This window comes from Streptococcus sp. 21.1, from assembly GCF_016648635.1.
Taxonomy (GTDB): Bacteria; Bacillota; Bacilli; order Lactobacillales; family Streptococcaceae; genus Streptococcus.
The window spans coordinates 102,123-125,459 of record NZ_JACLQL010000004.1 but is presented as its reverse complement, the minus strand read 5'-3'; the positions used below and the strand labels follow the sequence as shown (position 1 = coordinate 125,459).

General features: G+C 37.3%; 25 protein-coding genes, 1 tRNA gene, 1 other RNA gene and 3 pseudogenes. 15 read left to right on the top strand and 15 right to left on the bottom strand.

Annotated elements, in window-relative coordinates; genetic code table 11:
• Nucleotides 1–67: 67 nt before the first annotated feature.
• On the top strand, nt 68–814 hold the full coding sequence (gene yaaA / locus H7U01_RS04640) for a peroxide stress protein YaaA (protein WP_201041188.1): 747 nt from the start codon (nt 68–70) through the stop codon (nt 812–814).
• A gap of 15 nt (nt 815–829) precedes the next feature.
• On the opposite strand, the gene nrdG is transcribed toward yaaA, so the two are convergent.
• The 9 genes from nrdG to rpmB all read right to left on the bottom strand — a co-directional run bounded on the left by nrdG (nt 830) and on the right by rpmB (nt 7,736).
• Nucleotides 830–1,435: an anaerobic ribonucleoside-triphosphate reductase activating protein gene (gene nrdG / locus H7U01_RS04635; protein ID WP_201041187.1), complete on the bottom strand. Its 606-nt coding sequence runs from the start codon at nt 1,433–1,435 to the stop codon at nt 830–832.
• A 4-nt stretch (nt 1,436–1,439) separates the two neighbouring features.
• Nucleotides 1,440–1,940 carry a GNAT family N-acetyltransferase gene (locus H7U01_RS04630; RefSeq protein ID WP_201041186.1) on the bottom strand — a complete coding sequence of 167 codons (501 nt, stop codon included), beginning with the start codon at nt 1,938–1,940 and terminating at the stop codon, nt 1,440–1,442.
• 1 nt (nt 1,941) lies between these two features.
• The gene (locus H7U01_RS09985) at nt 1,942–2,073 is read right to left on the bottom strand and encodes a hypothetical protein (RefSeq protein WP_002885877.1); all 132 of its coding nucleotides are present in this window, start codon (nt 2,071–2,073) and stop codon (nt 1,942–1,944) included.
• Between the two features lie 89 nt (nt 2,074–2,162).
• Nucleotides 2,163–4,367, bottom strand: a complete 2,205-nt coding sequence (gene nrdD / locus H7U01_RS04625; protein ID WP_201041185.1) for an anaerobic ribonucleoside-triphosphate reductase — start codon at nt 4,365–4,367, stop codon at nt 2,163–2,165.
• A 98-nt stretch (nt 4,368–4,465) separates the two neighbouring features.
• Nucleotides 4,466–6,112, bottom strand: coding sequence for a hypothetical protein (locus H7U01_RS04620; RefSeq protein ID WP_201041184.1), 1,647 nt, complete (start codon nt 6,110–6,112; stop codon nt 4,466–4,468).
• A 210-nt stretch (nt 6,113–6,322) separates the two neighbouring features.
• A complete protein-coding gene (locus tag H7U01_RS04615) occupies nt 6,323–6,628 on the bottom strand; it encodes a DUF1292 domain-containing protein (protein ID WP_002887079.1) in 306 nt (101 codons plus the stop codon).
• A 107-nt stretch (nt 6,629–6,735) separates the two neighbouring features.
• Nucleotides 6,736–7,155, bottom strand: a complete 420-nt coding sequence (gene ruvX, locus H7U01_RS04610; RefSeq protein WP_002887078.1) for a Holliday junction resolvase RuvX — start codon at nt 7,153–7,155, stop codon at nt 6,736–6,738.
• Nucleotides 7,155–7,421: an IreB family regulatory phosphoprotein gene (locus tag H7U01_RS04605; RefSeq protein ID WP_002885737.1), complete on the bottom strand. Its 267-nt coding sequence runs from the start codon at nt 7,419–7,421 to the stop codon at nt 7,155–7,157. The genes ruvX and H7U01_RS04605 overlap by 1 nt, the downstream gene beginning before the upstream one ends.
• A 126-nt stretch (nt 7,422–7,547) precedes the next feature.
• Nucleotides 7,548–7,736: a 50S ribosomal protein L28 gene (gene rpmB / locus H7U01_RS04600; RefSeq protein WP_002885786.1), complete on the bottom strand. Its 189-nt coding sequence runs from the start codon at nt 7,734–7,736 to the stop codon at nt 7,548–7,550.
• Between the two features lie 169 nt (nt 7,737–7,905).
• On the opposite strand from rpmB, the gene H7U01_RS04595 reads away from it, so the two are divergent.
• The 3 genes from H7U01_RS04595 to H7U01_RS04585 all read left to right on the top strand — a co-directional run bounded on the left by H7U01_RS04595 (nt 7,906) and on the right by H7U01_RS04585 (nt 9,529).
• The gene (locus H7U01_RS04595) at nt 7,906–9,174 is read left to right on the top strand and encodes a replication-associated recombination protein A (RefSeq protein ID WP_201041183.1); all 1,269 of its coding nucleotides are present in this window, start codon (nt 7,906–7,908) and stop codon (nt 9,172–9,174) included.
• 86 nt (nt 9,175–9,260) lie between these two features.
• Nucleotides 9,261–9,456: non-coding RNA, 6S RNA (gene ssrS, locus H7U01_RS04590), on the top strand.
• Nucleotides 9,457–9,529, top strand: a tRNA-Lys gene (locus tag H7U01_RS04585).
• 73 nt (nt 9,530–9,602) lie between these two features.
• Here H7U01_RS04585 and H7U01_RS04580 read toward each other — a convergent pair.
• Genes H7U01_RS04580 through H7U01_RS04570 form a run of 3 tightly spaced genes read right to left on the bottom strand, consistent with a single transcriptional unit; the run spans nt 9,603 to nt 11,920 of the window.
• Complete coding sequence (locus H7U01_RS04580) at nt 9,603–10,742, bottom strand: site-specific integrase (RefSeq protein WP_201041182.1); 1,140 nt, start codon at nt 10,740–10,742, stop codon at nt 9,603–9,605.
• Nucleotide 10,743: 1 nt separating this feature from the next.
• On the bottom strand, nt 10,744–10,932 hold the full coding sequence (locus H7U01_RS04575) for a DUF3173 domain-containing protein (RefSeq protein WP_057491696.1): 189 nt from the start codon (nt 10,930–10,932) through the stop codon (nt 10,744–10,746).
• Nucleotides 10,933–10,942: 10 nt separating this feature from the next.
• Complete coding sequence (locus tag H7U01_RS04570) at nt 10,943–11,920, bottom strand: replication initiation protein (protein ID WP_201041207.1); 978 nt, start codon at nt 11,918–11,920, stop codon at nt 10,943–10,945.
• 369 nt (nt 11,921–12,289) lie between these two features.
• Here H7U01_RS04570 and H7U01_RS04565 point away from each other — a divergent pair, with 369 nt between their 5' ends.
• Together H7U01_RS04565 and H7U01_RS04560 are read left to right on the top strand one after the other, a co-directional pair.
• Nucleotides 12,290–12,811: a helix-turn-helix domain-containing protein gene (locus H7U01_RS04565; protein ID WP_201041181.1), complete on the top strand. Its 522-nt coding sequence runs from the start codon at nt 12,290–12,292 to the stop codon at nt 12,809–12,811.
• A gap of 94 nt (nt 12,812–12,905) precedes the next feature.
• Nucleotides 12,906–13,099 (top strand): annotated as a pseudogene (locus H7U01_RS04560) (CsbD family protein).
• Between the two features lie 96 nt (nt 13,100–13,195).
• Here H7U01_RS04560 and H7U01_RS04555 read toward each other — a convergent pair.
• Nucleotides 13,196–13,759, bottom strand: a pseudogene (locus H7U01_RS04555) (TMEM175 family protein).
• Between the two features lie 199 nt (nt 13,760–13,958).
• Here H7U01_RS04555 and H7U01_RS04545 point away from each other — a divergent pair.
• From H7U01_RS04545 to tnpA, 3 genes are all read left to right on the top strand, one after another.
• Complete coding sequence (locus H7U01_RS04545) at nt 13,959–14,132, top strand: hypothetical protein (protein ID WP_201041179.1); 174 nt, start codon at nt 13,959–13,961, stop codon at nt 14,130–14,132.
• A gap of 29 nt (nt 14,133–14,161) precedes the next feature.
• Nucleotides 14,162–15,307: a YcjF family protein gene (locus H7U01_RS04540; RefSeq protein WP_201041178.1), complete on the top strand. Its 1,146-nt coding sequence runs from the start codon at nt 14,162–14,164 to the stop codon at nt 15,305–15,307.
• Between the two features lie 228 nt (nt 15,308–15,535).
• A complete protein-coding gene (tnpA, locus tag H7U01_RS04535) occupies nt 15,536–16,000 on the top strand; it encodes an IS200/IS605 family transposase (protein ID WP_002883780.1) in 465 nt (154 codons plus the stop codon).
• Nucleotides 16,001–16,180: 180 nt separating this feature from the next.
• Here tnpA and H7U01_RS04530 read toward each other — a convergent pair whose 3' ends face one another.
• Nucleotides 16,181–16,351, bottom strand: a complete 171-nt coding sequence (locus H7U01_RS04530) for a DUF4649 family protein (protein ID WP_201041177.1) — start codon at nt 16,349–16,351, stop codon at nt 16,181–16,183.
• 92 nt (nt 16,352–16,443) lie between these two features.
• Nucleotides 16,444–16,845, bottom strand: a pseudogene (locus H7U01_RS04525) (SDR family oxidoreductase); the annotation flags it as partial.
• Nucleotides 16,846–17,178: 333 nt separating this feature from the next.
• On the opposite strand from H7U01_RS04525, the gene H7U01_RS04520 reads away from it, so the two are divergent.
• The 6 genes from H7U01_RS04520 to ruvB all read left to right on the top strand — a co-directional run bounded on the left by H7U01_RS04520 (nt 17,179) and on the right by ruvB (nt 23,261).
• The gene (locus H7U01_RS04520; protein WP_201041176.1) at nt 17,179–17,685 is read left to right on the top strand and encodes a DNA topology modulation protein; all 507 of its coding nucleotides are present in this window, start codon (nt 17,179–17,181) and stop codon (nt 17,683–17,685) included.
• Between the two features lie 264 nt (nt 17,686–17,949).
• Complete coding sequence (locus H7U01_RS04515) at nt 17,950–19,242, top strand: adenylosuccinate synthase (protein WP_073687834.1); 1,293 nt, start codon at nt 17,950–17,952, stop codon at nt 19,240–19,242.
• 275 nt (nt 19,243–19,517) lie between these two features.
• Nucleotides 19,518–19,952 carry a low molecular weight protein-tyrosine-phosphatase gene (locus tag H7U01_RS04510; RefSeq protein WP_002885857.1) on the top strand — a complete coding sequence of 145 codons (435 nt, stop codon included), beginning with the start codon at nt 19,518–19,520 and terminating at the stop codon, nt 19,950–19,952.
• Entirely contained in the window at nt 19,949–20,359 is a 411-nt protein-coding gene (locus H7U01_RS04505; protein WP_002885750.1) for a membrane protein, read from the top strand. Before H7U01_RS04510 ends, H7U01_RS04505 begins: the two co-directional genes overlap by 4 nt.
• Nucleotides 20,356–22,179: an acyltransferase family protein gene (locus H7U01_RS04500; RefSeq protein ID WP_201041175.1), complete on the top strand. Its 1,824-nt coding sequence runs from the start codon at nt 20,356–20,358 to the stop codon at nt 22,177–22,179. Before H7U01_RS04505 ends, H7U01_RS04500 begins: the two co-directional genes overlap by 4 nt.
• A gap of 80 nt (nt 22,180–22,259) precedes the next feature.
• Nucleotides 22,260–23,261, top strand: a complete 1,002-nt coding sequence (gene ruvB / locus H7U01_RS04495) for a Holliday junction branch migration DNA helicase RuvB (protein ID WP_002887068.1) — start codon at nt 22,260–22,262, stop codon at nt 23,259–23,261.
• Nucleotides 23,262–23,337: the final 76 nt, after the last annotated feature.

The window sequence follows — 23,337 nt, the reverse complement described above, 5'->3', positions numbered from 1 at the left end:
AACGTTAGCTTCTTTTTTGTTGGATAGAATTCTTGACGAAATGCTTGCTTGACTTTACAATATCAGTATGATTAGATTTTTAATTCCAACCGCAAAAGAAATGAAGGCCAGTAAGGAAGTTCCGTCTCAAAAATTATCTGAAAAGAGTGCGGCTATCCTAACTGAAATGGCAAAATTATCCACAGATGAATTGTCCACAACTTATAAAATAAAGCCTGAGCAGGCTGAGAAAGAGAAGCAGCGCTGGGCTGCGATTTTGTCTGGAGAAGCGAAGAACTATCCGGCTGTCGAGCTTTTTAATGGACTGATGTATCGTCACATCAAACGTAGTGACTTATCCACATGTGAAAAAGATTTCTTAGGCCAACAAGTATTCATCACATCTTCCTTTTATGGGATTATTCCCGCTTTTTATCCGATTCAAGAACATCGTCATGATTTTCATACGAAGATCAAGGTTAATGGTCAGTCCTTAAAAAACTATTGGCGTGCTGAATATGACCAATTTCTAGAGGAGAGTCAAGCTCCAGTTGTTTCTTTACTTTCAAGTGAATTTGAGGATGTTTTTAGTCCAACTCTTCGTAAGCAGTTATTGACGGTTAGCTTTATGGAAGACCGCAATGGGGTTCTTAAGACTCACTCTACGATATCCAAAAAGGCAAGAGGGGCTTTTTTGACAGCTGTTATGGAGGAGAATTGTCAAACGATTAATACTTTACGAAAATTGTCTTTTGATGATTTTAACTATCGTGAGGATTTATCCTCTAACAATGAGCTAGTTTTTGTTAAAATCGTTAAAAAAAGTCTGAGTTAACAACTCAGACTTTTTTTATAGCATATCTTTACGATCGACTTGTTCATAGTTCGTTTGACCGTCATTTAGCTTGTCCCAAATAATGACTGCTCCTTGATCAAGAGATTTTTTGACATCAATAATACGTTGATTAGATGATCCTCGAAACTGGAGCATAAGATTCTTTTTAGTGATGTCAAAGCGGCCGTCAACGAGAATATCAACGAGTTGAAGAAGTTCTAGTTTATCAGGGGTTTCAAGCATCAACTCCTCCCAAGTATACCCAGTCCAAGACCAGATATCTTTTTCCGGGAGTTCCTTACGAATGCGTTTGACTAAGGGAATGAGAATTCCTGTGTTTAGGAAGGGTTCACCACCAAGTAGCGTGAGACCTTGTACGTAAGGTTGAGCTAGATCCCTCATGATTTGTTCTTCAAGTTCTTTAGTATAGGGAATTCCTGCCTTAAATGACCAGGTAGCAGCATTATAGCATCCCTTGCAATGAAACATGCAACCAGAGACGTAAAGCGAATTACGTACGCCTTCACCATCAACGAAGTTAAAAGCTTTGTAGTCAATAATGCGACCTTGGCTAAGTTCTTCGGACTTCCATTCTTGTGGTTTTGGTGTATTCCATGTCATGATTTTACTCCAAATCTATCCAATAGCGCTCAGTTTCATGGTGAATGTCCTCCAACTGACCACCGTTGGCTAATATAACAGCTTGGCTAGCAGGATTCTTGATACTACAAGTGACTAGAACACGATGAATATTCTTTTCTTTAGCTATTTGTAAGCCTTGACGGAGAGATTCTTTCGCATAACCCTTTCCTCGTTCGGATGGACGGATGGAGTAGCCGATATGGCCCCCTTTTTCTAGTAAGTAGTCATTTAATCGGAGACGAAGGTTGAGAAAGCCAAGAGCCTGGCCTGCTTCGTCAAAACTAACCAGCTGGATAGCAGGAACCCAGTTTTCAGGAATATTGAGTCCCGCTTCCGCTTGAAGATTTTCTTCTAGCCACTCTTCATAAACAAAATTGTCGGCGTTCCAAAATCCACCATCATGAGCAGCTTGCTCCCTTTCAAATTCAGCCATCATCTCTAAGATAGCTTCTTTATCTGTTTGACTTGGACGGCGTAAAATCATATTACTTCTTCTTTCCAGCTTTTTTCAAAAGGGCTTGGACACGTGCTTTTTTATCATTTTTGACGGTTGCATTTTTTTCGTGGTAACGTTCCACTTGTTGCATACCTTTATAATCTAATTGATATTTTCCCATAATATTCCTTTCTAAAAATGAAATAAGCAAAGCAGTTGGAAGGTATCATCCAGCTGCTTCTAGTTTATTATAATGTATTCTAGGTCTTATTAAAGGTGTTTACCTTCATATTTTATGGTTGAACCGTTCATGTGTTTGACTCGAGCTGATATTTCTTTGTGGCGTCCTTTAACCATTGGGCGTGCCTGTGGATTTCCTAGATAACCGCAAGTACGTTTGACAACATCAACTGTTTTAGGATCTGTGTTGCCACAGTTAGGACACATGAATCCACGTTCTGTTGGGGTGAAGTCCCCTTCAAAGTCACACTTGTAGCATTTATCTATTGGAGTATTCGTTCCAAGATAACCGACACGGTCATAAGCAAAGTCCCAGACAGCTTCGAGTGCTTTAGGGTTTTGCTGGAGGACTGGATATTCACAATAATGGATGAATCCACCAGTTGCGCCAGCTTCTGGGTAAGCTTTTTCGAATTCTAATTTTTCAAATGGTGTTGGATTTTTACGAACATCGTAGTGGAAAGAGTTGGTGTAATATTCTTTATCTGTGATATCAGTCACGACACCGAATTTTTCAGTATCCAAACGACAGAAGCGATCAGTCAAACTTTCTGATGGTGTTGAATAAACAGAGAAATGATAATCATATTCGTCAGACCAACCTTCACAAGCATTTTTCATAGCTTTTACGATATTTAAAGTAAATGCCTTGGCTTCTAGATTTGTCTCCCAGTCACTACCATAAAAAACAGATGCTACTTCATAAAGCCCAATATAACCAAGTGATACGGTTGCACGACGATGTTTGAAGAGTTGATCTACATTGTCGAATTTACCTAGACGTTGGCCAAAGGCCCCATACTGATAAAGTATAGGCGCATTAGCAGGTGTAGCTTCTTTGACACGTTCAACTCGATAGACGAGTGCATCTTTGGCAATTCCCATTCTTTCTTCAAAAATTTCCCAAAATTTATCTTGGTCTCCCTTAGATTCTAGGGCAATTCGAGGAAGATTAAGGGTTACAACCCCCAGATTCATTCGTCCAGAATTAACTTCAACACCATTTTCATCCTTCCACCCCTGTAGGAAGGAACGACATCCCATAGGAGCCTTGAAGGAACCCGTCAATTCAATGACTTTGTCATATGATAGGACATCCGGGTACATACGCTTTGTTGCACATTCAAGAGCTAGTTGCTTAATATCGTAGTTAGGTGAGCTAGGCTCTAAGTTAAGTCCACGTTTTAAGGTAAAAATCAGTTTAGGGAAAATAGCTGTACGGTGTTCGGAGCCAAGTCCTAAAATACGAACTTGTAGGATAGCCTTTTGGATTTCACGCTCAAACCAGCTTGTTCCCAAACCGAAACCTAGAGAGGTAAAGGGAGTCTGTCCATTTGAAGTGAAAAGCGTATTAATCTCATATTCAAGAGATTGCATAGCATCGTAGATATCTTTACGAGTTTTAGCGCGTGCATAATCTTCACGTTTTTCTTCAGCCACCCACTCTTTAGCATCAGCTAAGTGTTTTTTGTAGTTAAGTTCTGCGTAAGGAGCTAAAAATTCATCGATACGGTCTGCAGTACAGCCACCATATTGACTAGAGGCAACATTTGCGATGATTTGTGAAATTTGTGCTGTTGCAGTTTGAATGGATTTAGGACTTTCAACTTCAGCGTTACCAATTTTAAAACCATTTGCCAACATGCCTTTGAAGTCAATCAAACAACAGTTGGTCATAGGTGTGTAGGGGCTATAGTCTAAATCGTGGAAATGGATATCTCCCTTTTGATGAGCATTTGCCACGTGTGGAGGAAGCATCTTAAGTCCTACAGATTTTCCGACAATTCCTGCGGTTAAATCACGTTGTGTATTGTAAAGGTCGCTATCTTTATTAGCATTTTCATGAACAACAGCTAGATCTTTATTAACAAGTTTACTGATGGTGAAATTGATGTCAGTAGCCTGAGAACGCTCAAAATCACGTTTGGTACGATAGTTAATATATTCTTGAGCGATAGTATATTCGTTAGCTTCGAGTAACTCGTGCTCTACAATGCTTTGGATTTCATATATTTTGATATTTTGAGTGAAGCGGTCATTGATTTCAGCAACAATACGGTTGGCAATTCCCTCCAACTTTGCTTCAATTAAGGGTGTGATAGGTGTAATAGCTTCACTCGCTTTGAGAATAGCTTCATATATTTTACTTGAATCAAAGACAACCATACGACCATCACGTTTGATGACTTTGATATCAGGGTTGATTGTAACCTTTTCTTTTTCTAATGTAATCATCTAAAAATCACCTCGTTACTAATTATAGCACTAGGCAAAAAAAAATCAATATATTGTGGTATATTTTTATTCCAACCACTATATATTGATTTTTTGACCTATTTTAGGACATAAACAGTGTATCGTTTAACGCCTTTTACAGGGGCCTTTTTATAGTTTTTTGAAAGTGTAGATTTAACCTCAGAAGGTAGTTGTGTATCCTGTTGGACAACGATATATTGTGCTGAATCTTGGATAATAGTATCCGAAAGAGCTTTCTGATGACTAGATTTAGCTGTGTTAAGTTCTGGAAGAACAAATTGTGAGGCTGCTTTACGACTGCTTTCCAAATAAATCTTTGCTGAGGAATCGTAAACGTAAATCGTTTCATCTTTCTTGGTATTTTTAGAGAGGTAATTTGCAACAGTACTACGTTCAGTATTATTTCCTAAATTAAATAGGAACATAATGATTGGTATCGCAAAAGCGAATGCAAAGACTGCAATAGGTAAGAAGTAATTACGACTAAGGAAGATACCAAAAACTTTAAGTGTGTGAATCTGGTTACCATTACGACGTCGGTGAGAAGTTCGCTCTGCTCTCTTTTTAATAGCATCATCTAAAGAAAGTGCTGTTAAGACTAGACCATAAGGTACGATATTGAGCATACTGTAAAGTCCAAAGCTTTGAGAGAACAAGCTGTAAACCACTGTAAAGATAAAACTAAGGAGCAGTACCCACTTGATGCTCTTATCTTTAGCCTCGCCAAGAAGGTGGTTGCTTGTAGTAAGTGCACCAATAAGTAACCCAGAGCCTAAAACAGCAAAGCTTTGATAGGCTAATGTAAGTAGAAAGTCATTTTTTTCTACAGCGAGTTGTGTAAAGTTGTAAACCAAAACTTGGTTAATATAGTCCGATGTAATTTGTAAATTAAGGATAAAGTAAAGACATAGATACAATACTAGAATATTACCAAAAACAATACAAAGAACTTGATAAAAACCACGAGCAAAGTGTTTGTTGACAAGGTTGTAAACGAAGATTGTCACAAGTGACAATATCCAGAAAATAAGAGTTCGAGCTTCAAAGAGGGCCCCGGCAGTTCCAGCAAAGCCGTAAAGAATAAAGGCTTCGTCACGACTATGACCCGCAAAGTAACGAGTTAAGAAGAAGATTGCACCTAGGACAAAAGGCATAGCAAATTGGATAGGGTAAAGCCCACCAAAACCAAGTGTCCCATTAGTGACATAGAAAATAATACTAATTAGAGTGGCAATTTCCTTCTTACTTGTCATGTGCATGACAGTCTTGTAAAGGTAACTACCAGAAAGATAGTAGGCGAGGAATTGTATAGGAATTAGCCAAAGCGTTGATCCTAAACGGAAAGCCAGAGAAACCAGGAGGTAATAAAAGAATCCACCTGTCGCAAAAAAGTCAGAGTAAGGTAAGCTACCATTGGCAAACATTTTTGCAATATAAAGGTTTTGAGACTGTATATTATTGGCAAAGTCTGTAAAGTAGGGAACTGCTATACTAAAAATACTTAAGATCAAACTGAAAATCAGGATATGACCTTTATGCTTCCATGGAAGTGAAATCTTAGTTTTTTTCTCTATTTGAGAAGAATCTGATTCTTCGGTATGTCCTTGAATTGTCACTTCAATCTTTTCGGATTGACTATCTTGTGTATGAGATCGATGGTGGCTTCGATGATAACCTTGGTAGCCACTTGAATCTACAGTATTGTCTTCGTTGTATGGACTCACAATTAAACTCCTTTGTTGACATTTGGAAAGTTATAAATAGAAGGGTCTTGCCTCCTAATTGTCTTATTTAAAGTATATCAGATAATACCATTTAGTCAATTTTCCTCTAATTTCTTACATTTAATAAAAAATATCTAAAAAAGAGACTGAGATACAATATCCCAATCTCTTTTTAACAAGCCATTTCTTTGCCTATGGCATTGAATATTTTTAGTTTTCGTCGATAAAGCTATTGAAAACTTCTTCGATCATATCCCATTCAGCATCTGAATCTTCAGGGATTGGTTGAAGGTCGCCTTCAGTACCGTCTTCATTTTCAGTGAATGAGTATGCTTGTATTTCGATTTCTCCATTAGCATCTTCTTCAGCACCAGCTGGTACTAAAAGAACATAGTTTTTACCAAATTCTTCGCGTCCATCAATAGTCAACAAGATTTCAAAAAGTGTTTCATTTCCTTGTTCGTCTACTAAAGTGATGACTTCATGATCATGGTTGTGGTCGTGATTGTGTGACATATTGTTCTCCTTTTTGAAGAGAGCGCTGAATAGTGAGGAAAATCTAGTATATTTGCTTGTCAGTTTACTAGATTGTCACTTGACTATTAGGTCTCTATTACACTTTCTTAAAACATTCGATCGAGGTAGTTTTGTAGAATAAGTTGGGCAGCTAATTTATCAATAACTTTTTTACGTTTTCCACGGCTGACATCTGCTTGTTCAACTAACATACGCTCGGCTTGAACAGTTGTCAAGCGCTCGTCTTGGTAATCTACAGGAATTCCAAAGATTTCCTTGATTTTGTCACCATAGGCTTTGCTTGCCTCAACACGTGGTCCTTCAGTGTTATTCATGTTTTTAGGAAGACCAACAACAAATTTTTCTACCTTATACTCTTTAACGAGCTCGCCTAGTCGGTCGAAACCAAACTCTTCAGCCTCCTCGTCAATTTTGATAATTTCAACGCCTTGGGCTGTAAAACCGAGGGGGTCACTAATCGCAACTCCTACTGTTTTTGAGCCAACATCAAGTCCCATTACTCGCATTAGAGGTCAATTCCATTTCCTTTAAGATAATAGCGAACGAGTTCTTCAACGATTTCATCACGTTCGTATTTACGAATCTGGTTACGGGCGTCATTATAACGCGGAACATAAGCAGGGTCACCGCTCAGAACATAACCGACGATTTGGTTGATAGGATTATAACCTTTCTCAGCCAACGAACGGTAGACATTTGTCAAAGTATTACTGATTTCATCTTTGCTACCGTCGTCTAGGTTGAAACGAACAGTTTCATCTGTAAATCCCATACTGACACCTTCTTTCTATAAGAATTATCTGTTAGTTCTTTATTATAACATAAGTATACCCAAAAGGGAAAGATGATGAATAAAAAAAGAGACGACTAAAGTCATCTCTCTTAATATCCAATAAGATTAAACGCGTTCAACTTTACCAGATTTAAGCGCACGAGCTGAAGCCCAAACTTTTTTAGGTTTACCATCAACAAGGATAGTAACTTTTTGAAGGTTAGGTTTAACGGCACGTTTAGTTTTGTTCATAGCGTGTGAACGGTTGTTTCCAGAAACAGTTTTACGTCCTGTAAAGTAACATACTTTAGCCATTTCGTGTTTTCCTCCTAGGTAGAATTTATTACGGATGTGCTAGCACCACATACCAAAACATTCTATCATAAGAATTTAGGTTTGACAAGAACTATTTATGATTTCTTTTTGTAACAAAATAGTATATGCTTATTATAATAAGAAAAAATCAGTTAAAAAAGGAGAGAAGATGCCAGATAATCTTGCTCTACGCATGCGTCCACGTACAATTTCAGAGGTGATTGGTCAGAAGCATCTGGTTGGTGAAGGTAAAATTATTCGCCGTATGGTAGAAGCGAATATGCTATCGTCAATGATTCTCTACGGGCCACCAGGAATCGGGAAGACCTCAATAGCTAGTGCTATTGCAGGAACAACAAAATTTGCTTTTAGAACCTTTAATGCTACAGTTGATAGCAAGAAACGCCTGCAGGAAATTGCGGAAGAGGCTAAATTTTCAGGTGGCTTAGTTCTGCTCCTAGATGAGATTCATCGTTTAGATAAAGCTAAACAAGACTTTTTATTACCACTCTTAGAGAATGGTAATATTATCATGATTGGGGCTACAACGGAGAATCCGTTTTTTTCTGTAACACCAGCCATCCGTAGTCGTGTACAAATATTTGAGTTGGAACCACTCTCTAACGAGGATATTAAGGAAGCTATCCTAGGTGTTTTAGAGGACAAGGAGCGTGGTTTTGACTTTGATGTCCAGTTAGATGATGATGCTCTAGATTTTATTGCTACGGCTACTAATGGTGATCTACGTTCGGCTTATAATTCGTTAGATCTAGCTGTCATGTCGACGCCAACTTCAGAAGATGGACTTCGCCATATTACTTTAGATACAGTGGAAAATAGTTTACAACGTAGCTATATCACCATGGATAAAGACGGTGATGGACACTATGATGTGCTCTCTGCTTTGCAAAAATCTATTCGAGGCTCTGATGTTAATGCCAGTCTTCATTATGCAGCGCGTTTGGTTGAAGCAGGAGATCTCCCTAGTCTAGCGCGGCGCTTGACTGTGATTGCATACGAGGATATTGGTTTAGCTAATCCTGATGCGCAAGTTCACACGGTTACAGCTTTGGAAGCTGCACAGAAAGTAGGTTTCCCAGAGGCGCGTATTTTGATAGCCAATGTAGTTGTTGACTTAGCTTTATCTCCTAAGTCGAATTCTGCTTATATGGCTATGGATGCTGCCTTGGCAGACCTTAGAAAATCAGGAAATTTACCAATTCCTCGTCATTTGAGAGATGGACACTATGCTGGAAGCAAGGAACTGGGCAATGCACAAGATTACAAGTATCCCCATGCTTATCCCGAAAAGTGGGTCAAGCAACAATACCTTCCAGATAAATTAAGAGGTGTGAATTATTTCCAACCCAATGAAACCGGGAAATATGAAAGAGCTCTTGGAGCTAATAAAGAACGGATTGATAAGTTATCTAGGTAATACGAGAGGAATCAACGAAAACGATTGCAAAAAATTTGATTTTTCCTCTTGCAATAATTTTCAAAAGTGGTATTATAAAAACATAGAAATTGCTGTGGTATACGAATCCACATATAAGTGTTGACCGACTAATTTTTGTATTATCGGGAGACAGAGGTCTATTAACAGTGTGCAGGCTGGCTCACCCAGAAGCAACTGAAGTTAGTAGCGAGTCGCCCACCTGCTTTTTTACGTCGCGGGTTCAATACAAACCGTGGATCATCGGTACCAATACAGCATCCAGCCTCCTTAGCTCAGTTGGTAGAGCAGTGGACTCTTAATCCATGGGTCACAGGTTCGAGCCCTGTAGGGGGCATCTAATTTCAACAGTAAAAGCCTTGGTTTACAAGGCTTTTTTGCTTGTTTAAATGAAGTTTGTCCCACATTTTTTAAGGTGTTTCTTTCCAGATATATTTTATGTTATTAAATTCCTCATAAATTTTTTCTTCTAAGGTATGACCATATACTTCTACTAACATTGAAATATCTTTATGACCTAATATCTTCGCAATTACACCTAAATCAAATCCTTTATGCCAAAGATAGCTACCATATGTATGGCGTGCACCTTTAGTCGTGATTATCGGATAGATATCCAGTTTATTCAAGATTACGTTTAAAGCTTTGTTTACACTAGCAATATCAGGAACTGAATGGATATATCCAAAATGCTGAAAAATCATTTTGGAATGATTTCTTATTCCAAGCTCTTTATTAGCTTTTTCCTGTTGTGTATGTAGAACTTGTAAGATTTTTATACATTCCTCGTCTATTGGGACTATCCGAATAGATGTTTTATTTTTGGGTGGAACAAACTTATGAGAAAGTGTATTAAACCTTCTATATGTTTTTAAAAATCCTTTCTCAAAGTCTACTTCGTCCCACGTTAGGGCAATTAATTCTCCAAATCTCATACCTGTCTTTAGAAGAAAATAGATAATATAAGGAACGATTGACCTTTGGTAATCAAATTTTTCTTTGACTGCACTTATGAGATCAAGATAATCTTTTTCTGCATGTAAATACTTGTCCTCGACTGATTGCTGTTTTTTGGATGAAAATAACTCAACATGTTGAGTGAAATCATCTACTAAGATTTTGTCTGCGACAGCCATTTGTATGCTTTGGTGGATACTGGTATTTAATCTTCCTAGGAAGTTTCGACTAACCGTCTTTCCATAGCTATTCATAATCCTTTGATACTCGCTAGCACGAATTTGTGTGACCTTTTTGTCTCCAAATAATTTAATAATAGTCTTTTTTCGAAGAAGGTATTTTTTCTTTGTTTCTTCTGATTTGTTACTGGGTAATATTTTTAGCTCAACCCATTCTTGGTAAAGTTCTGCCAGAGAAATATCTTTCGAAATTCGTTTTCCACAACGGAGTTCTTGAAGGATTGGCTCAGCCTCAGTTTCAGCTAACTTTTTGGTCTTAAAACCACTGTTATAAGCTATAGTCTTTCTTGCGTGGCGGATTTCGTAAGCCCATAACCCCTTATTGCCACGCTTTCGATAACGAATATTTGCCATATTATGCTACCTCTGTTCCTAGAATTTCGTTTACAATACTCTTGGGAACAACCATCAGACGCTTACGATTATAAAATGTATATCCTCGGGATACAAGTAATTCTCTAGCTTGATGAATAATGTCATTTGCTGTGTGAGGGCGATAGCCCATTTCAATTAATTCTTTATTACTAATCAAATTGTTATGCATTCTCATCCTCCTATTTATCTTCTAAAAACAGAAACTCACCTACCAACAGTTTCAACTCTGCATTTAATTTAGGAAGATTCTGTATTAATACTTCTTTTAGTTCTTCGGCAAATTGGTTAGTTTCTTTTCTCAACAGTTTACGGACTCTAGTTTTTTTCTTTTTGATACTGTCTAATTTTAAATTTGGGAAAGCCAACGATAATAGTTCAGGGTTGTTGAGAAAGATAATTGTAAAAGCTCTTTGGTCCACTCGAATATTATCTAACTGGTAAAATCCGAAATTATTAAGTCGATTCATAATATCTTGGACCATCACCTCACCAATCGCTTTCGTTCTGAGTTGAAACTCTAATCTCCACCAAAACGGTTTATCATCTAAATCTAGCTTTTCTTGGCGCCTGTGAGCAATGATTTCTTTATTCTTATCATATAACCTAACCTGTACATTACTACCGCTAGAACCCCAGTATTTCGTCTCCAATTCGCCCCCTCGACCATAGAATATCTTATGTGTCACACCCCCTTTAATATGTTGTAAATTAACAATTTCAGGTCTGTTGAAGATATCAAAAGCTAAATCAAAACGAGATAAACGTACCGTCAATGAATTCAATCTAGCGAAGTACATTAATTGTCTCCATATTGTCATTCCATTAAATTCCTTTAAGGTATTAGGATTGAAGTCAAGTCGAATCAGTTGTTCATTCCCATAAACTGCTAACTGAAAGAACACAACGGTGATTGACCCATTTTTATCAAAGTCTTTGACTAAAGAGAAGTTGTCATCTCGTACATTATCGTGGATATCAAAAGAATCAATCTTTGAAGCCATTACTCGTTTCAGATTTTTGAAAATCCGCCTTAGGGATCCAGATTCCGTATCCCAGATAACCGTTAATCTATCAATACTGACATCTACCCCTTGTACCAATTCTTTTAAATTACATTGTTCTTGAATGGTTCTCAAATCTTGTATAGAAACCATCAACATTGTCCCCCTTTCTTTTAGAGTTTTTAGATCTCAGGAACACCGTCAAATCAACGTTCGCCAGTCCCGTCGTTCTTTGGACGTTGTCCTAAGTGTCCCTTTTTGCTGGCTGTTAGAATAGCCAGCTGTAGATTCGCTAGAAATTGTTTGGACAAAGTCTAGCCTCAACCTTTCTAATAGATGATAGGAACCAAAGTTCTCTCTGGAACGTGTTCCTTATGTACTATTCTAAAAACAGATTCCCTATTTATAACTTGTTTGTAAGTTATAAATATATTTTATAAAATTTATATTATATAGTCAAGATAAAACTTGATTTATAAGTTTATAGCTGATAAAATAAGTTTAAAACACGACGAGGAGTTTTATATGCCTTTTATAATACAAAACTTTGGACCTAATTTAGCCCGACTACGTACAGAAAAGGGAGTAAGTCAAACACAATTAGCTGATGATCTAGGTATTGGTAAGCAATCTATTTCTGACTATGAAAAGCAAAAAAGCTATCCTACCTTTGCAAATTTAGATAAGATAGCAGAATATTTTAATGCAACTCCGACGCAACTTTTTGGAACTAGTAAGGAAATTGAATTAGAAAAGAGTGTTCTTGAGTCAGAGGAATACACGAATAAAATAGGTGAAATTTTGAAAGGTGTAAAAGATATTGAACGTTTCTTACATACCAATGAGCACCTATTAGAAGATTTACTCTACCTAACACGAGGGAAACAACTTTATATGGAAGATGGTTCAGAGCTATATATTGATCCCTCTTCTTCTACAGGAACATTACATAATCAATATGAGCCAGGGTTTATTCCAGCTAGAGAAAAATCTCCGTTAGAACTTTTAATTGAGAATAAAGAGTTGTTGAAAAGTCATAAAAACTAAAAGGAACGTTATCTAGTTGTAAAATCAGAAAGCAATATTTAGGAAATTAGTTTCAAATTTTGATAGAATTGAAGAAAATTTAGGAGGAACTATTATGAGTCTCGAAGAAAAAATGAATCAAGCTAAAGGTGTAGTTAAAGAAGGTGCTGGAAAACTCACTTCCGATAAAAAACTGAAGTTGAAGGTGTTGTTGAGAAAACAGTTGCCAGTGCTAAAGATAGCTTGAAGGATGTCAAAGGTAGTATTGATGGTGCCGTTGAAGATATCAAAAACTCTTTTGGGAAATAATTATAAAAGAGCAGGAGTTTCATTCAATCGAATAAAACTCCTGCTTTTTTACATTTATCAAAAAGATAGTTTAGAGTAATCAAGTCTTTAATGATTTCAGGCTTTTACAATATATGGAACTATTGTCCAGGTGCTCATTTGGATAATCGTTAGAATTACCCCAGAAATTGGAATTATAGGAATTAAAATGATCCCAATAAGAAATAAGGCTAAATCAATCCAAAAATGTCTAATAATCCCTTCACGTTGCATTGTTTTACCAATTCTATTTTGATAGGCAAAGATACGATTATCTAACACATAATAAGCGACAGACCAAAAACAGTAGACAATGAAATAGAAAAATTCAGGTAAAAAAGCATTTACATTTTTACTCAGCCACGAAGTAGCCATAGGAATCAAGGCCATTCCAAGGATCCAAAGTCCGTTCGCCCAAAATACACCTAATGAAACTTTTTTCACAGTATTGAATAAATTATGATGGTGTAGCCAAGAAAAATAAATGGATACAGAACTCAATAAAAAAGCACAGTAATATGGCAATTGGGAAGCTAGAGCTTCAAGAGTTGCTTCTTAGGGAGCTTTTATTTCCAAGACCATGATGGTCATAATAATTGCAACAACAGCATCCGTAAATGCTAATATACGTTCCTTATTCATAAAAAAACTCCTTGTGTTATTTCTTAAATTATACTCCAAAATGATTTTTTCGAGCATTTTTTGTTTGTAATTGCGTTGCATTTCGAAAAGGATATTTGGACTATTTGATCTTAAACTAAAGTTTTTTCTGTTCCAAAAATTTACTTCAACTTCCTATATGATATAATTAACTCAAAATATCAGTTTAAGGAGTACTATTATGTCAAATAAACAAAAACACTCAAAAGTAACATATGTTTTGGGGAGTGGTGCGGTCATTTTGGCATCTGCAGCCCTTATTCCACCAATTTTGAGAAGAACAACTAATTTTGTCTATAAAAAACAAGTGGAAATAGGAAACAGAAAAAATCAGATAGAATCTGATATTCGTTAAGCAAGATTGTTTAAAAGAGGAAGAAAAGCATGCAAATTGATACAGATAATATTGCTCAACAGTGTCTAGATAAAATCAATGAAAAAATTAATAATCTAAAACGGTTAAACATTATAGTTATAGGCAAATCGGGTGTAGGAAAGAGTACTTTAATTAATAGCCTATTTAGAGGAGACTTTGCTGCTACTGGACTAGGTAGACCAGTAACTCAAGAAATTCGTAAGATTGTAAAAAGTGATTATCCATTAGCAATTTATGATACACCTGGTTTTGAATTATCTGCAAACCAACAAGAAAGTGTCAAGGATGAAATACTAAAGCTAATAAGTGATGGATATGCTTCAAAAGATATTAATGAAACAATTCATTGTATTTGGTATTGTATCAATGTAGGTGCGAATCGTACTTTTGATAGTTCAGAAGTAGAGTGGCTGAGGGAGTTTTCTAAGAAAAACAAGAATTCAAAGGTACCAATAATTGTTGTCCTTACGCAGTCTGTGCCTAAGTACAAGGCCTTAGAAATGAAAAATCTTGTAGAGCAGGAAAACCTTGAAATTTCTAAAGTCGTTCCAATTTTAGCCCAAGACATGGAATTTGATGAAGAATATGTTGCCAAAGCCTATGGTTTAGATACTTTGATAGATATAATGGCGGAAGTGTTACCATCAGAACTTCAGGATACCCTTCAAAACATTCAGAAAGTTTCACTCGAAGCTAAAAAAAAACATGCTCGAACAGCAATAGCAACAGCAGTAGCGGCTAGTTTTGGGGAGGGGTTCACGCCAGTACCCTTCGCAGATGCATTCCTACTAGTTCCTACACAGATTTCAATGATTAGTGCGATTACGGTAATATTCGGACTGGATATCAATAAATCGTTTCTCACGGCCTTTGTTTCATCAACATTGGGTTCTGGAGGAGCAACTATACTAGGGAGAAGTATCGTTTCTAACATCCTCAAATTTATCCCAGCAGTAGGGACTGGGGTAGGTGGAGTTATTTCTGGAACGACAGCAGGGTTAGTCACAACAGCATTAGGAGAAGCCTATTTACTTCTAATGGAGAAAATTTATCTAGGTGAAATAAGCAAAGAGTCTCTTAATTCAACTGATGGGCAGAAACAGATGCAAAAAATGTTTAGAGAGCAATTATCTAGACAGAAAAAGGTAAGATAACAAAACTGTAAAGAACTAATTTTTAAAAATTTAAAAAGCTATCACAACAATAAGTGATAGCTTTTTTCGTTATGTGACTTTAAGTCCGTTTCGCTCCGAAGGTGCGAAACAGATAAACCACCCGCTATGCGGGTGCGCATCGAAGGTTATACCGTCATAACAAAAAAACTCCAAACGAGTTACAATATAGGTGTTCAAGCCAATTGTAAAGCGGAAGGAGTTAAGACTATGGCGCAAAAAGCTCACAGTTTGTCACATACAAAATGGATGTGTAAGTACCACATTGTATTTACACCTAAGTATAGACGAAAAATAATCTATAATCAATATAGGAGTAGTCTGGGAGAGATTTTTCATAGACTATGCCAATATAAAGGCGTTGAAATAATAGAAGGCCACTTAATGCCAGATCATGTCCATATGTTAGTAAGTATTCCACCACGAATGAGTGTAGCTAGTTTTATGGGATATTTAAAAGGTAAAAGTGCATTAATGATGTTTGATAAACACGCCAATTTAAAATATAAATTTGGGAACAGACATTTTTGGGCAGAAGGTTATTATGTAAGTACGGTAGGACTTAATGAAGCCACAATTAAGAAATATATTCAGGAACAAGAGAAGCATGATATCGCTTTGGATAAATTAAGCGTGAAAGAATATGAAAATCCCTTTAGGGATAACGGTAAGTAATGCGAATGCCTCTTTGAGAGGCTTGTGACGAGTCAAAAGCAATAAGGCTTGAACAAAGTGAAAGCCAGCGTCTTTAGGCGCTGGCTGGTATTATGGGCTTATAGCCCTTGATCAAACCACCCGTTAGACGGGTGGTTATGATTTGATATTTGAAGCAATGCAGATAAAAGTTAATATACTTTAAGTCCCACGGTAATCTAAATCGTGACCGTTACAGGTTAATTTTTGAACTGGGTAATAATCTGATATGCCAATTAAACAAGCATGTTGAGATTGCTCAAATTCATCATAAGTGTTAAAACGAACAACTCTTTCTTGTTTTGTAGAATCAAGATAAGTAATTTCAATCATATTTTTTACCTCTCTTTCTTTATTCCAAGATTTTAATACCAGAGATTATATCTGTCAAAGAAAATAACTGGTATATCTAAAGATAAAACAAATTACCCTTTACCATCTTGAAAAGCGGGATAAAGTGTCATGCCACCATCAACAAATAGTGTAATCCCAGTGACATAGCTTGATTCATCCGAAGCTAACCATGCAGCAGCTGCAGCGACTTCCTCAGGTTCCCCAATACGATGCATTGGAACCATACTAGCAGTTTCTTCGTATTGGAGTGGATCTAAGAATTTATCGGAATTGATAGGGGTGTTAATAGCTCCGGGACCGATATTATTAACACGTATGTTAGGTTTTCCGTACTCCATAGCTATCGTTTCAGTGAAAAGCTTTGCTCCGCCCTTTGAAGCAGCATAATGCGCAAATCCTGGCCATGGAATCTGCTCATGAACAGACGACATGTTAATAATGTTTCCTTTTCTCTCATTATCAGTAAAATAATGTGGTGACTTACTAAAGATACTCTTCAAAGTCGGGAGTGTCTAATGTTAGGGAAATTATGTTATTAAGTTTTGTCCCCAATTTGTCCCTTTTTCAATTTTAAATAGTGGCTACTGTTAAAAACATGTGCTTTAAATCATTGGTAATTCAATGAATTTTGACTAATATAAGTTGAAATTTACTTTTTTATTTTTCTAAGAAAGAACTCACTTTAAACAGAACTTTACGTGCTTGTTTGTCCAAAGGAGAGTTGTTCCAAATGATAATTCCTTCTAAGATATATGCTTTGTGTTATGATATTAGTCAGGAAACAGAATTGAAAAAGGAGACATGAGTTGAAAATTGCAATCATTGGCTATAGTGGTTCTGGAAAGTCGACTTTGGCAAATTTTTTAGGTCAACACTACAATTGTGAGGTACTTCATTTAGATAAAATTCATTTCACATCAAATTGGCAAGAGCGAACAGTTGATGAAATGACTGGCGATATATCAACATTTATGCTACAAAGTGATTGGATTATTGAAGGGAATTACTCGGCCTGTCTTTATGAAGAACGTATGAGGGAAGCTGACTGTATTGTATATTTCAACTTTAACAGAGTTAATTGTCTCTATCGGGCGTTTAGGCGTTATTTAACATATAGGGGAAAGACACGTCCTAGCATGGCAGAAGGCTGTAATGAAAAATTTGATTTTGCATTTGTGAAATGGATTTTATTAGACGGACGTTCCAAAAAATATGTCGAGCAATATCATACAGTTGTTAAAAATTATTCTGACAAGACGACTGTTTTAAAGAATCAAAGGCAGTTAAATCATTATATGAGGCAGGTTAAATAACTAGTAGAATTATTTGGTCATAAAATAGCTGGTAGTTCTATATAAGATGTAAGGATAAAAAAGAGATTGTAAATAACGAGTTGCAATCTTAGCTATAACTGTCAGAATATTTTGTAAGAAGCGCTTTCAACGTTGAACAAATAGCCTTTTTTCTGCTATAATAAACTGTAACGCGAAACTTGTGGGTGAAATTCCCACCGTGAAGTTTTTCAAGAAAGGTGGGGACAGCCTCGTAAAGGTGGAGCTGTCCGTTATCAAAATAATATGACATCAGTAGTTGTTGTGGGTACCCAGTGGGGTGATGAAGGTAAAGGGAAAATTACAGATTTCCTAAGTCAAGATGCCGAAGTAATCGCACGTTATCAAGGTGGAGACAATGCAGGTCACACGATTGTTATCGATGGTAAGAAATTTAAATTGCACTTGATTCCATCAGGTATTTTCTTCCCAGAGAAAATCTCTGTTATCGGGAACGGTGTAGTGGTCAATCCTAAATCACTTGTCAAAGAGTTGGAATATCTTCATGCCGAAGGTGTGTCAACAGAGAGCCTTCGTATTTCTGACCGTGCGCACGTTATCTTGCCGTACCATATTAAACTTGATCAACTGCAAGAAGCTGCTAAAGGTGATAATAAGATTGGTACAACTAACAAGGGTATTGGGCCTGCCTATATGGATAAGGCTGCGCGTGTAGGTATCCGTATTGCAGACCTTTTGGACAAAGAAATCTTTGCTGATCGTTTGAAAACAAACTTAGCTGAGAAAAACCGTCTTTTCAGTAAGATGTATGAGGCTGAAGAATTATCATTCGATGAGATTTTTGAAGAATACTACGCTTACGGACAACAAATTAAGCAATACGTCACAGATACATCTGTTATCTTGAACGACGTTCTTGATGCAGGCAAACGTGTCCTCTTTGAAGGAGCTCAAGGGGTTATGCTTGATATTGACCAAGGTACTTACCCATTTGTAACGTCATCAAACCCAGTTGCGGGTGGTGTTACAATCGGTTCAGGTGTTGGTCCATCTAAAATCAATAAGGTCGTAGGTGTATGTAAGGCCTATACGAGTCGTGTTGGTGATGGTCCTTTCCCAACTGAGTTATCTGATGAAGTAGGTGAACGTATCCGTGAAGTTGGTCATGAATATGGAACAACAACTGGACGTCCACGTCGTGTGGGATGGTTTGACTCAGTGGTGATGCGCCATAGCCGTCGTGTATCAGGTATCACAAACCTCAGCTTGAACTGTATCGATGTTCTCTCAGGTCTTGACACTGTAAAAATTTGTGTAGCTTATGATCTTGATGGTGAGCGTATTGATTACTACCCAGCTAGTCTTGAGCAATTGAAACGCTGTAAACCAATCTATGAAGAATTGCCAGGTTGGGAAGAAGACATCACAGGTTGCCGTAGTTTAGATGAGCTTCCTGAAAATGCTCGTAATTATGTTCGTCGTGTTGGTGAATTGGTAGGTGTACGTATCTCTACTTTCTCTGTAGGACCAGGACGTGAACAAACAAACATTCTTGAAAGTGTTTGGTCAAATATCTAAAGCCAATAAAAGGAGAATCTAGGAAACTAGGTTCTCTTTTCTCACGCCTTAAACTTATAGATTAATATGAATGTCGCAACTGTTAAAAAAGGTTACTAATTTTTCGATATGATTAGGAAAGAAACCTTTCTATTTGATTAGTTTTTCGGTATAATATGGATTGATTAAATGAAAATTAATGAGAACCTACTTTCATGATTTAAAAGTGTGTTCGTAATTTTGACAAAGAAAATAAGTGAGCATATCTCTTAATAGCTTTGGGCAAGAGGTGAATAATGAAGAAGATTGTATTTGTTTGTCTGGGGAATATTTGTCGTAGCCCAATGGCAGAATTTGTGATGAAAGAGCTGGACCAAGGAAAGTCTTTGCATATCGAAAGTCGCGCGACATCTTCATGGGAGCATGGAAATCCAGTTCATCAAGGTACCCAAAAGATTTTAAGGAAATATGCTATTTCTTTTGACTCTTCCAAGGGCTCACAGCAGATTAGTCAGGCTGATTTTGAGTTCTTTGATCTAGTTGTGGGAATGGATGAGTCAAATGTTGAGGATCTTCTACAGATATCTGCAGGGCATTATGACGATAAAATCAAGCTTTTCAGACCTGGTGGAGTGCCGGACCCATGGTACACAGGTGACTTTGAAGAAACATATAAATTGGTAACTGCAGGTTGTCGAGACTGGTTACAGTGGATTAAGGATAGACAATGAATTTTAAACAACTAAAGGATTTTGATTTTAAAAATATTGATATTGACCGAAATCAATTTGAGCGTATCACAGTAGGGGTTATTATTTTATGTGCCCTGTCCTTGTTTTTGGTGACTATAAAAACGCAACATTCTATCAAGATTGATGGGACTAAGATTACCTATAAAGGTCAGATGCAGAACCACCGTTTGAATGGTCAAGGAACTTTGACCTATGACAATGGTGATACCTACACAGGAGAATTTAAGAATGGTTCCTTTAATGGTCAAGGAACCTTCAAATCTCATGAGGGTTGGATTTATCAAGGTGAGTTCAAGTCTGGCCAAGCCGATGGCCAAGGAAAATTGACTACTGAAAATAAGGTTACCTACAAAGGGAAATTTAAACAGGGGATTTTTAAAGGATGAGAATTAACTGGTTTTCTTATATTCGTGTGACAGGACTATTTTTGGTTCTGATCTATCATTTCTTCCCAAGTGTTCTTCCTGGGGGCTTCATCGGTGTTGATGTCTTCTTTACCTTCTCAGGGTATTTGATTACAGCGCTTTTGATCGATGAGGTATCTCGGACGCATCGCATTGATTACCTTGGTTTTATGCGACGACGCTTCTACCGGATCGTACCACCACTTGTGTTGATGGTGCTTATCTGTACCCCTTTGGCACTCTTGGTTCGAAATGATTTTATTGCAGGTATTGGACGTCAAATTACCTCTGTTATCGGTTTTGTAACTAACTATTATGAGATTCTGACTGGAGGAAATTACGAGAACCAGTTTAACCAGCATATTTACCTCCATACATGGAGTCTGGCTATTGAGGTTCACTATTATATTCTTTGGGGTGCCTTGCTTTGGTTCCTAGCTAAGCGTGTCAAACATCAAAATCAATTTAGAGGCCTAGTCTTTATGGTATCTCTTGCTTGCTTTATGGTGAGCTTCTTATCAATGTTTATTAGTGCTTTCTTTGTTGATAGTTTTTCTCGCTTATATTTCTCATCAATTACGCATGCCTATCCATTCTTCCTAGGCTCGCTCTTTGCGACACTTTCAGGTGTGTATGAAACGACCGCTAGGTTCAAGAAAAATATACGTCTTTGGACTCTGAAAAAGACAGTCCTTTATATGGCAGGGAGTTTTGCCTTGCTCGTATTGTTAGGCTTAGTCCTTCATTTTGAGGAACGCATCACCTACCTATTTGGTTTTGTTTTGGCAAGTTTGTTCACGGCTGTTATGATTTACTCTGCCCGTGTCCTCCATGAGAAATTGCCTGGAAAATCAGAGCCTGCTCTTATTAGTTATCTGGCAGAGATCAGTTATAGTGTCTATCTTTTTCACTGGCCACTATATATTATCTTTAGTCAATTGACCAATAATATTATTGCAGTCATTCTGACAACGATTCTGTCAATTGTTTTTGCGACACTTTCCTACTATATAATAGAGCCATTTATTGCAGGAAGAAAGGCCAGTCTCTTTGGAATAGACCTAGACTTGACGCCGTACCGACATATTGTGCTTTATGTATTTAGTGGTCTCACCTTAATTACAGTGCTTATTTCTCTCTTTGCGCCGGCTGTAGGGAACTTTGAGAAAGATTTAGAAGCTAATGGTTTGTCGCAAGCTCAAACTAAGATGAAATTGACGCGTACAAATGCGGAGAACAGTCAGGCTACTTCATTTGGTGTGAATAAGGGAGTGACAATTTTAGGGGACTCCGTAGCTCTTAGATCAAAAGATCAGCTGGAATCAAGTATTGATAATGTCGCTATAGATGCAGTAGTCAGTCGTAACCTATCAACAATCAACGATTTGCTTAAAGATTACGCGGATAGTAATGCTCTTGCTAAGGATGTTGTCATTGCTGGTGGTGTTAATGAGATTGACGACTATAAAGGCGTTATTAATAAAATTATCAAGAATTTACCTAAGGGTCACCATATTATCTTTGTGACACCGTATAATGGTAGTAAATCTGGTAATGAGGCTCAATCTTTGCTTCAGTTACGTAAGTATGAGTTAGAGATGGCTGAGAAATATGACTTTGTGACAGTTGCTGACTGGTATCAAGTGGCTAAAGAAAATATCTCTATCTGGAATGGTACAGATGGGGTTCACTTTGGATCTGATAGCGACTCAATTAACCGTGGCGCTAAACTCTATACTAAGACAATTAAAGAAGCTATAGAGAAAGCTGATAAGGCACCAGTTAAGGGTGGTAAGAAATAATTAAAAGAGAAGGCAAGTCTTGTCTTCTTTTTTATGGACAAATTTTGACTGCATTTTTTGTTTTGTGCTAAAATAAGCCTATGGCAAGAATATTAGATAATGATTTACTAGGAGATGAGGAGTATGTTGAGCGTACCCTTCGTCCTCAGTACTTTAAGGAATACATTGGTCAAGATAAGGTTAAAGACCAATTAAAGATTTTTATAGAGGCAGCTAAACTTCGTGATGAAGCACTAGATCATACTCTTTTGTTTGGTCCTCCAGGTTTGGGGAAAACAACTATGGCTTTTGTGATAGCTAATGAGATGGGCGTCAATTTAAAGCAGACGTCTGGGCCAGCAATTGAAAAGGCTGGTGATTTAGTGGCTATACTCAATGACTTGGAGCCAGGTGATATCTTATTTATTGATGAGATTCACCGGATGCCAATGGCAGTGGAAGAAGTTCTTTATAGTGCTATGGAAGATTACTACATTGATATCATGATTGGTGCAGGCGAAACAAGTCGTAGTGTCCATCTAGAGTTACCACCTTTCACATTAGTAGGTGCAACTACTCGAGCAGGTATGTTGTCAAATCCATTGAGGGCTCGCTTTGGGATTAATGGTCATATGGAATATTATGAGCTACCAGATTTGAAGGAAATTATTGAACGTACTTCAGAAATCTTTGACATGACTATAACACCTGAAGCTGCTCTAGAGCTAGCACGTCGTAGCCGTGGGACGCCTCGTATTGCTAACCGCCTACTTAAGCGCGTGAGAGACTATGCACAAATTATGGGTGATGGCATCATTGATGATAAGATTGCAGACAAGGCGTTGACTATGTTGGATGTGGACCATGAAGGACTAGATTATGTCGACCAAAAAATTCTCCGCACCATGATTGAAATGTATGGTGGGGGACCGGTTGGTCTAGGTACCTTGTCGGTGAATATTGCAGAAGAGCGAGAAACGGTAGAAGATATGTATGAACCCTACCTAATTCAAAAAGGATTCATTATGCGTACACGAACAGGTCGTGTTGCAACGGTTAAAGCCTATGAACATATGGGGTACGACTACACTCAAGAAAGTTGATAAAAAATCCATCGAAGATGGATTTTTTTGTTTAGGCAAAAAATAAAATAAAGAAAAAGAAAAAAACTTAAAAAAT